The 8106-nt window shown below is 55.1% G+C and carries 7 protein-coding genes, 2 pseudogenes and 1 riboswitch; of the genes and pseudogenes, 4 read left to right on the top strand and 5 right to left on the bottom strand.

Annotated elements, in window-relative coordinates; genetic code table 11:
- Together CKO36_RS18055 and CKO36_RS18050 are read right to left on the bottom strand one after the other, a co-directional pair.
- Positions 1–2050, bottom strand: a 2050-nt coding sequence (locus CKO36_RS18055) for an NACHT domain-containing protein (protein WP_200286305.1), incomplete at its 3' end; no start/stop codon positions are given.
- 216 nt (positions 2051–2266) lie between these two features.
- A complete protein-coding gene (locus CKO36_RS18050; RefSeq protein WP_200286304.1) occupies positions 2267–2443 on the bottom strand; it encodes a hypothetical protein in 177 nt (58 codons plus the stop codon).
- Between the two features lie 272 nt (positions 2444–2715).
- Between CKO36_RS18050 and CKO36_RS18045 the strand changes: the two are divergent.
- A pseudogene (locus tag CKO36_RS18045) lies at positions 2716–3278 on the top strand (NAD(P)-dependent oxidoreductase); the annotation flags it as partial.
- Between the two features lie 37 nt (positions 3279–3315).
- Here the strand turns inward: CKO36_RS18045 and CKO36_RS18040 are convergent.
- Positions 3316–3711: an RNA methyltransferase substrate-binding domain-containing protein gene (locus CKO36_RS18040; protein WP_200286303.1), complete on the bottom strand. Its 396-nt coding sequence runs from the start codon at positions 3709–3711 to the stop codon at positions 3316–3318.
- 330 nt (positions 3712–4041) lie between these two features.
- A riboswitch (cobalamin riboswitch) is annotated at positions 4042–4255 on the top strand.
- 89 nt (positions 4256–4344) lie between these two features.
- Here CKO36_RS18040 and CKO36_RS18035 point away from each other — a divergent pair.
- The 3 genes and pseudogenes from CKO36_RS18035 to CKO36_RS18025 form a co-directional block, all read left to right on the top strand.
- Positions 4345–4506: pseudogene (locus CKO36_RS18035) on the top strand (MerR family DNA-binding transcriptional regulator); the annotation flags it as partial.
- 86 nt (positions 4507–4592) lie between these two features.
- Positions 4593–5999, top strand: a complete 1407-nt coding sequence (locus CKO36_RS18030) for an RNA-guided endonuclease TnpB family protein (RefSeq protein WP_200286301.1) — start codon at positions 4593–4595, stop codon at positions 5997–5999.
- An 18-nt stretch (positions 6000–6017) separates the two neighbouring features.
- Positions 6018–7040 (top strand): hypothetical protein, encoded by a 1023-nt coding sequence (locus tag CKO36_RS18025; RefSeq protein ID WP_200286300.1) that lies wholly within the window; start codon positions 6018–6020, stop codon positions 7038–7040.
- Here CKO36_RS18025 and CKO36_RS18020 read toward each other — a convergent pair.
- Both CKO36_RS18020 and CKO36_RS18015 read right to left on the bottom strand, forming a co-directional pair.
- Positions 7014–7304 (bottom strand): hypothetical protein, encoded by a 291-nt coding sequence (locus tag CKO36_RS18020; protein WP_200286299.1) that lies wholly within the window; start codon positions 7302–7304, stop codon positions 7014–7016. The genes CKO36_RS18025 and CKO36_RS18020 overlap by 27 nt on opposite strands.
- 19 nt (positions 7305–7323) lie before the next feature.
- Positions 7324–8106 (bottom strand): zinc ribbon domain-containing protein (locus CKO36_RS18015; protein ID WP_200286298.1); only part of this gene is annotated, 783 nt, incomplete at its 5' end.

Here is an 8106-nt window from a genome sequence, read left to right as displayed (position 1 = left end):
CCAGTCTCCCGACCAGAGCGTCGCTATCCGCCAGAGGCGCAACACGCGATACGGGTGGGTGGCTAGCCCTTACCCGACCGGGACTTTCACCCGGCAAGAAGCGCCAAGCTTCGCTTGGCGCACTAACAATAAGGTTTCCACGCTGCTCTTCCTTATAAGAAATATCCTCAGAAAGAATACCCTCATCAATTAATATATCGAAAAGGCTGTCCCCGAAATTCGGGTTTGGGTCGTAATTATTAATCAGTTTTCTAACATCTTGCTTCGGAAGGCCTTCAAGATTATCTGGTAATAATTTTGACGCTATATCAATAAGTATGGACTTAACGATATTCTCTTGCGGATTGAATTTTTTCTTTCTCGCCACAATCCTTTCAATGCTATCAACATAAAAATCAAATAATGAGGTAATAGAGTTCAGGCCTTTTGGAAATGAGGTTTGCTTATTTTGTCTAAGCGCTTGGCAGCATGTTTTCAAGAAAAGGGGGTTTGTAAATTCAGGTGCTAATATTGGTGCGCTTGGCTTGGATATGCCTTGCTGGGAAAGAAATTTCTCCGCAGCCCTATGCTCATGCCCTCTAAATCCATAATGTTCTATACGAGGCAATAGGTTTTCGTCTGCGCTATCAGGAAGGATGTAATTTAGATATGTGCTGCGACAACTAAACAGAACAGCAATATATGGAAATCGTGATAAATCGGACAGGAAGCTTGTTATTTGATCAAGCCAGTCATCCCTGTGACCACCCTCATTGATAGCGTCAATGACAATGAGTGCTCTCGCCTCCGATGCTTCTCCCGCTGCATCTATAGCACCTAAAACCTGGGAGTTTCTATAGTTTTGTAAGTCCAATGATTCTTTTATAAAACTAATTGGGTTCCCGCCTTGATATTGAGCGCCCAATAAAAACAGTGTTGGTAAGTTTTCATTGATTCTATGCAAGCTTAAATCACATAAGAGGTGTGATTTACCTATTCCTGCTTCCCCGTAAAGAAGCGCAGTTTTCGTCTGGGACGATAAGGCCTTCCTTTGCTTTAGGAAAGATGATAGATCGTCTATTGTGCCCGATAATTTATATAGAGCACTTCTAGAGTTATCTTTTCTTTCAGACCAGTCGATTTTATCATGCGCATCTTTATAAACCTCGGCATATAGCTTAGATAGCTCCTCTAGCAAAGAGCTTATGCTTGATATTCGATTGTGGAAATCTTTCTGTGTAATCCTCCTACTAAATTTCTCTAGAAAATCGTTAAGCTGTTCATCCAAGCTCTTTATGCTTTCTCTGTTTAATGATGTGCCTTCAGTGTTACCTTCTTTATTCAAGAAAGAAATCACATCTAAGCTAACATCTTTCAGCTCTGCTTTTTTCTCTTTGAGAAGATCCCACCATGAGGGGTTCAAACACAGACCATCGAAACTCTTTGCAATGGCGAGTTCAACATGAAACTCTGGGCTATACCTATCTCCCAAGCTGTCTTGCGACCTCTTTGCGATATTTCTGAATACATCTGTTCCGAAAAATGGTTCGTTAAACCAGTACAAAGCTCTACCAGAGTAAAGGGGGTCATCAATCGTTAGGAAAGTAGTAATCTCATGCTTACCCCAGTATGAGAACGTTATTTTACTACCAGCGGCCTTTGCTTGACTTCCCCACTTTTTAATGTGTTCTAGCCACTCATCTTCGACAGAAACTACTTGTTTTCCACCTCTTCCTTTCTTTCTGCTATCTGCTTTATCTAAAGGCAAGCAGACAACATAGTGTGTTAACTTTGGGTGCTTCTCTAAGGCTGTAGTGAATGATTCATCTATTTGTTGCCAACGAGAGGAACTCATTCCATCTAAAAAATATTTCGCTTGCCAGCATATCTCCGATCCGTCGTCAAGAATCCAGTAACACTCAACACCAGCATCACCTCCAGCGCCATCCTTCTTAACGAACCGCTTTCCATCATCTGGTTTTTGAAGATGGGCAATTTGGCAAATCAACTCTTCAAAGCCTGAGTTTTTACTACCATCATGTGTTCTAATTTGAGAGAAGTTAATTTCCATATATGAAGTCTTAAATAACTAAATATTTCTTGGCTGGTTAGTAGCCCCAGGTCTTAGTCAATTATCCAGTAGGTTTATTACGCATAACCAGTGATTATATGGTTTCCGGATAAGCTTACCATGGGATTTGGCCCTTGGCACTCGGTCCTGGAACAGGTTACTTATGTGGGATATCCTCCTAGCCGAGAATGTTATCCCGCAAGGGCCTCGCGAATGCTACAAACTCCTCCTGAAGTCGCCGCTCGCTTCGACGCCGCGATGTTGGCGGCCGGTGTCGCCGAGCATCATCGGCCGCATTTTTGTCGGTGGCTGCGGTTCTATCTGGATTTCTGCGACAAATACCGAGGTGAACCGACCGACGCCGCCAGCTTGAGGGCGTTTGAGGAGAAGCATGGAAGCAACCTCTAAACGTGAATACCGTCTGGGCTGGGTTGCCGAAGGATGCGTCCAATCAAAGCCATTACGAGGGACAGGCAGGGAATCGGGCGCAGGTCAGTTGGGAGCAGGTCATCAAATCCTTGGGAACCGCGCGCTGAGGGTGGCGTCTTTCTGGCTGTGAACCATCCGCAAGTCAGCGCCGATGACGACCCTTGCTGCCTACAGGTAGGATGCAGCTTTTGGCAATGGCGGCGGATGCAGCGATGGCAGAGTACTCAGACCTGGACAACAATGTCGATCTGATCGCCGCGCGGGAACTGGGGATCGCGGTCACCAACGTGGTGCGCTACGCCCCCCCTCGGTGGTGCAGCATGTCTTCGCCTTGATCCTTGCACTGACGACACGCTTGCCGGACTACCAGCGCGCGGTGGCGAGCGGGGCCTGGCAACGCCATGAGCGTTTCTGTCTGATGGACTTCCCCATTCGGGAATTGGCCGGGCGCACCCTGGGCATCCTGGGCTTCGTCGAGCTCGGTCAGGCTGTTGCTCGGGTGGCCGAAGCGTTTGGGATGCGCATCTTGGTCGCCCGGCGCCCGGGCGGACCGGCCGCAGAGGGCCGATGGCCACTCGATCAGCTGCTCCCTGAAGTCGACGTGCTGAGTCTGCATTGCCCGCTAACGGATGCTACCCGCGCTCTGATCGGCACGCGCGAGCTTGGCCTGATGCGCCCGGATGCCCTGCTGATCAATACCGCGCGCGGCGGTATTGTCGATGAGCAAGTCCTGGCCGCTGCCCTGCGGGCCGGAACCATCCCGGAGCTGTCCATGGCGGTGACCTCGAGTCTGAGTCCAGCGAGGCTCGGTGCCGTAGAGATAACTTGGACCATCATCAATGCAAGCGGCCAGCAGCAAAGTGCTCCCTGAAACTCTCTCTGGCCTCTGCGATCAGCGGTTGCAGTTCGTCCTCCGACACTTCAATCACCTTGATGCCTAAGTTGCGGGCTTCCGCCAAGAGTTGGTTCATTCTTTGCCCGCTGGATACCATGAGCTGCTGCGGGAAGTCTTGCTTGTGTGACCATGCCTCTTCAAGTGCGCGTAGCGCTTCGGCATTCCTCATCTCGGACTGTCCCGTCGAGATGAAACCGTTGCTGAGGAGAAAGCAACTGGCCGCATCCATGAGCGCAACGACATTGAAATCACCGTCGTGCTCGGTGTGAATCGGCGCTTCGTTCAAATTGAAAGCCACCCAGGCTTCCATGACGCGGAACTGATTGGGGTGAAGCATCTCCAGCACCTCTAATGATGGTCATTCGGCAGCAAACGCGGCGCTGTGCGCCAACAGGGGACGACGCGGCCCTTCGCAATGAGCAGACTCGACTCGCCATTCTCGCTGATGAGCGGCCGCAAGCGCCGGGCCAGTGCGAGCATGACGATAAAGGGGGTCCGTCTAACCGTACAGCATAGCGGAGAAGACAAGTGCGTCAATCGCGATCAGCCGGGTCAGCGCAGGCGCTGTTGCGCGCGAGGCGCGACGCCAGCTTTCGTGCTTGCCGAGCGTGCCTCGGATGAAGCAATCGGTTAATTGGTCCACAATTGATTGCACAACGGTTCTGTGTCATGCTGATTTGGTTCAGGTTCCATCGTGAGACGCGAGTCTCCAGGATAAAAGGGAACGCGGTAGAGGTTGCTCAAACATGACTCGATCCGCGACTGCCCACGCAACTGTGAGCGTGAGCCTCATCCACAAAGCCACTGGGAGATCACACCTGGGAAGGCGGATGTTGGCGTTGAGCGCGAGTCAGGAAACCTGCCTGAACATCCATTCCAACCCTTCGATTAAGGCTGTGCGTTGGGCACGGTGCAAGGAGCAATTAACAGTTGCTTGATTTATTGCCAGAGGTTTCTGTAATTATGCAATATGAGCAGCCACTACAGTATCGGAGAGTTTGCCAAACGGATTGGTCGCTCGGTGCAGACCGTGCGCCACTGGGAGCGCGAAGGGAAACTCCAAGCCAAGCGGTTGCCGTCGGGACACCGGTATTTCGATGAGTCCGATGTTCGTTTAATGCTGAGCGGAGCGTCGCGCGTGCTGCTGGTAGCGCACAAAGAATCCATCAAAAAGGACGTTGCCGAGATGCCCATTCGTCAGCCCAAGGATTTGTGCGAATGAAGGTCACGCGGATTTTACGCGCCAAGCGCCCGAACAAGGGCAAGGTGGCGGCCTTGCGCGAACAGGCGCGACGGCTCGGGCAGGTGCGCAGCGAGGTCTGGCAGCGCTTTGGCTCGCGGCAAGGCGTGGATTTATCCGACCGCCAGATTCGCGATGCCTGGCTGCGCGAGGGGCGCACCTTCCCGGTCTCGGCCAATGCCTGGAAAGAAACGCTGCGCGATGCCAAAGGCGACATTACCGCCAACATGGAAGCGGCCAAAGTCAAGGTGCGGCGCTGTATCTGGCGGCACACCCAAGACAAGGCCGAGCAAAAACGTCTGTTCAGCGCGCTCAAGCGCACCGACTGGACGCGTGACCCCTATCTGCGCCGGGTGATGCGCAAGCATTGGGTGCGCGGGCATAACCACACCCACAACCAGATCATCGTCCGCGCGGACAACTACACCAGCTTCCACCTTGGCGGACGCGCCTGGATCAAGATCCCCGGCCTGGTCAAAGGCACTCGCATCGCCATCCCGCTCGATACCACCGTCGCGCCCACCGGCACCCTGCGCATCATCCTCACCGACGATGACCGCATCGAAGTCCACTACGCCATTGATGTCAAATCCAAACAGGATGGCGGCGCGCGCACCATCGGCGTCGATAAAGGCTACTCCGAGGTGCTGGTCGATTCCGACGGCGAGTACCACGGCCAGGAACTGGGCCGAATACTGACCGAGCAATCCGACACACTCAAAGCCAAATACCAGCGCCGCGCCAAACTGCGTGCGCGTGCCAACAACACCCGCAACCCGCGCAAGCGCGAGCACATTCGCCGGTTTAACCTCGGACGCAAGGAGCTCAACCGGCAGATGGGCAAAACCCAGGCGCGGATTCGCGACATCGTGTTTCAATCGGTTCACGCCGTTGTCGACAAAGCCGCCATGATCGCGGCAGAAGATCTCACCGCCCCGATGGCGGGCAAGTCCTTCGGCAAGCACGTCAATCGCCGCCTCGCGGCTTGGACAAAAGGCGTTATTGCCGAAGCACTTGACAGTGTTTCACACCGTCGAGGTTCGACGGTCGTTCTGGTCAATCCGGCTTACACATCGCAAATCGATTCCCGAACCGGTTGTCTCGACGGCCAGCGGAAAGGGGATCGGTTTTACTGTTCCGACGGGGTTGTGTTGCAGGCGGATCAGAACGCTGCGCGAAACGTGCTGGCAAGATTGTCAGACCCGGACATCGAAAGGTTCACGCCGTTTCAACGGGTGAAGGCGATCTTGCTGGAACGCACTGAGCGCCTCCGGTTGGGACTGCTCAACCAGGACTCCAGTTGCTCGTCCAGTCAATCCCGGGCGCTATCAACGGAGAGCGAATCACCGAAAAACCACCATGAGCAACTTTGTTTAGGTTTTTAGGAGCAGCAGGATTGAGCAATGCACATCAGATTCGGGCTTGTTACACTTCTTAGCCTCTTCATCAGTATCGTCTCTGTGCCAGCATCGGCGCGATCCTTCCCGACCGAAGCGTTCTCTGGCCAGTTGTCGGGCCAATCCTCTGGCATACCCTCCTGGCTGAAGGCCCATATCGGCGAGGGCGAGGGGCAGATCGCACCCGTGGTCTTGCAACGCGCACGCGCACTGTATTTGCGCAAGGTCGGCGAAGGGGTGGTGCACAATCCCTGCTACTTCGCAATGGACGCGACGCGCCCACACGGATCGAGCAATGGCGGACAAGATCACCGTTTCTACATCATCTGCGAGTCGCAACGGTCGTTTCGCGCGGTTTCCTCCGGCCATGGTGGTGGACGCACGCTCAAGGGCATGGCAGATTTCAGGAACGGCAGACGCTGTGCGAAGCATTTCAGCAATGCCTCGGGCTCCAAGCTGACGGCCGGGGGCGTCTATGTCACGGATGAAGCACGAAGTTCCTTTAAGGGCTATTACCGCGTGGCCTCGGGGCGCCGGGCGGCCCTGGTCCGGCCCTTTGTGCCGTTCGAGGGAGAAGGCGAAACCGCGAACGCCGAGCAACGCGCGATCGGAGGGCATGCGGCGGTCTTGATCAAGGACGCCTGTTTGCTGCGTGACCCGGGCAATCCTTATGCGAACAGCGCGGGTTACGTGCCACTGGGCAAGCTGGTGGACTACTCAGGCGGGCGCAGCAGCGGCTGCACCAGTTGGTCGCCACCGGACGCGAACGAGATTGTTGAGATCACCGAAAACGATCCGACCACCCTGTACATCTATCCCGCAGCCGCCGACATTGAAGCTGTTGCAGAAACGGTCGTGGCCGGCCGGTCATTGTCGCGCGCCGGGCTGTACTGGAATGCCTCCTGCCTGAAGGAAATCGGTGCTCCGAAATTCTGGCCAAAAGAGCAGCTTGAGCCGGTGCTCGCGCGTTACAAACGCAAGCATCCATCAGGCCCGCGCGCCTCACTGCCGCTTTGCGCTGGCCAATAGCTCCTTGACCGGGACGGACGTGCTGCTGCCTCGTGAGTTGGCGCAGCTTCCGCCCTTCGCTTGGCCGCAACTGTCGCAACGGCCGCCTTGGCGCCACAACTTGAGATACAGATAGTAAGTGGCTGCTGCGACAATGGCACCCATGAGTATCCAATCGAGGATCCCGCCGGCAGGCTCAGCGGTGATATCGGGCACCACGGACTGGGCGACCTGGCTCGTCGCGGTAGCCGCTGGTTGTTGTGGCATGATTTGACTATCGGCCATGGCTTGCCTGCTCCGGATTTCATGCGCAAAAGTGCGCATTCGGTAATTCGCTCTCCGTTGATAGCGCCCGTGATTGACCGGGCGAGCAACTGGAGTCCTGGTTGAGCAGTCCCAACCGGAGGCGCTCAGTCCGTGCTTGCACGATGGCCTTCACCGCTCGATACGGCGTGAACCGCTCGATGTCCGGATCAGTTAAGCGTGCCAGCACGTTTTGCGCAGCGTTCTGGTCGGCGTCCAACACCTCCCCATCGAAACAGTAAAACCGATCCCCTTGGCGTTTGCCGAGCAGGCATCCGTTGCGGGAATCAATTTGCGAGGTATAGGCCGGATTGACCAGCACGACCGCAGAACCTCTGCGGCTTGAAACACTGTCAAGTGCTTCGGCAATGACGCCTTTCGTCCAGCTGGCCAGCCGGCGATTGACGTTCTTGCCGAAGGACTTGCCCGCCATCGGGGCGGTTAAATCTTCCGCAGCGATCACTGCGGCTTTATCGACCACTTTGTTCACCGACTGGAACACCAGATCGCGGATGCGCGCGTGCGTCTTGTCCATCTGCCGGTTGAGCTTCTTGCGCCCGAGGTTGAACCGGCGAATGTGCTCGCGCTTGCGCGGGTTGCGGGTGTTGTTGGCGCACGCGCGCAGCTTGGCGCGGCGTTGGTATTTGGCTTTGAGCGTGTCGGAGGTGTCGGTGAGGATCGCGCCCAGTTCCTGACCGTGGTGCTCGCCGTCGGAATCGACCAGCACCTCGGAGTAGCCTTTATCGACGCCGATGGTGCGCGCGCCGCTGTCCTGGGTGATCTC

It is taken from the genome of Rhabdochromatium marinum (genome assembly GCF_016583795.1).
Classification (GTDB): Bacteria; Pseudomonadota; Gammaproteobacteria; order Chromatiales; family Chromatiaceae; genus Rhabdochromatium; species Rhabdochromatium marinum.
The sequence above is the reverse complement of the archived record's forward strand: the minus strand, read 5'-3'. Positions and strand labels throughout refer to the sequence as shown.